The 1,418-nt window shown below is 67.3% G+C and carries 1 protein-coding gene; it reads right to left on the minus strand.

Translation table 11 applies throughout. The features are described from left to right. Positions 1 to 1,347: IS701 family transposase (locus EBE87_RS28205; RefSeq protein ID WP_456316305.1), on the minus strand; the 1,347-nt coding region annotated here is incomplete at its 3' end. Positions 1,348 to 1,418: the final 71 nt, after the last annotated feature.

Raw genomic sequence — 1,418 nt, forward strand, 5'->3', positions numbered from 1 at the left:
CACTACTTGGGCATTTTGGCGGGTGGTGGCAGGAACCTGCGTCGACAGTGCGGGCATCGGAGAGGCGCCACGAGGTGGGCGAACAGCCGATCGAGGATTGCGTGGCGCATGGCGGGCAAGCTTGGTGAGGGTGGCGGACCCGGCACCAGGGTCGGCATTTTTTCCCCGGCTCATCCGGCGGTGCTCGGCGAGGCGGAGGTACTGCAGGTAGGCGCAGGCGATGCAGGTCATCAGCGCATGTCGGTGCAGGCCGGTCCACGACCGCCCCTCGAAGTGACCGAGACCGAGTTCTTGCTTGAGTTGCTGGTGTGCCTGTTCGCAGATCCAGCGCGCCTTGATGGCGGCGGCCAGGACGCGCAGTGACGTGCCGGGATCCAGATTGCTGAGGTAGTACTTCCGCTCGCCGCTGGAGCGCCACTCGCCCACCAACCAGACCTCATCGCCCGGCAAGTGCCGGTTGTTGGCCCACACGGCGCCATCGCCCACCCGAATGCGGGCGGCGGCAAACCGGGCGGCCAATGCACCTCGGGTACCGTGCCGCCAGGTGATGCGGCGCCAGGAGAGACCCGCCAGCACCTTCTCCGCCTCCACTGGTTCCTCATCGGGCACCGGCTTGCGCGCGCGTCCCTGTGGCGACACCAGCTGCACGGCGGCGCTGTAGACCTTCTGGTTGCGCGGAATGCCGACGGCCCAGAGCAGCCCCCGCGCATCGAGGCCCTGGCGGAATGCTGCACTGGCGCCGTAGCCCGCATCGGCCAGCACGGTGCCGAACCGCGCACCCGCGTCACGCAACCGGTCGATCTCCTCCAGCGCGATCTCGCCTTTGCTTTGCAGCACCATCGCGGCCTCGGGTACGCCTGCCCGGGCGCAGCGCTCTGGATCGCCGGTCCACTCTTTGGGCAGGAACAGCCGCAGGCCCACCGGAACCGGCACCTCTCTCTGCGCCAGAGTGAGCGACACCAACGACTGGCAGTTAGCCTTCTTGCCTAACTGGCCGCAGTATTGCGGTGCCACGCCGACGGACATCTCGCCCTTCTTGGGCAGCGCCGTGTCGTCGATCACCAGCCAGGCTGCTGGACCGCCAACCAGCTTGTCCGCCTCACGCGCCAGCACAGACCACAGAGGGCCATCATCCCAGGCTGGACTGGCAATGAAGTGCTGCAACTGATCGTGGCCGCCCAGGCCCAACCGCGCTGCCATCGGCTGCAGGCTCTTGCGCTCACCAGGACCGAGCAAGCCCCGCAGATAGAGCGGTGCCCAGGTCCGGCGTGTCTTGCGCCCGAGCACCTCCAGGAATGGCGCCAGCCAGCGATCCAGGTCAGCGCCCCCACCACGAACAGCCATCATCCTCGCCTCCCGCTGCATCGTTCAGCAGGAAGGTAACCGTTCCACAGCCTCAAAGTGCCCAAGTAGTGCTA

Source organism: Teichococcus wenyumeiae, assembly GCF_003696345.1.
GTDB lineage: Bacteria > Pseudomonadota > Alphaproteobacteria > Acetobacterales > Acetobacteraceae > Pseudoroseomonas > Pseudoroseomonas wenyumeiae.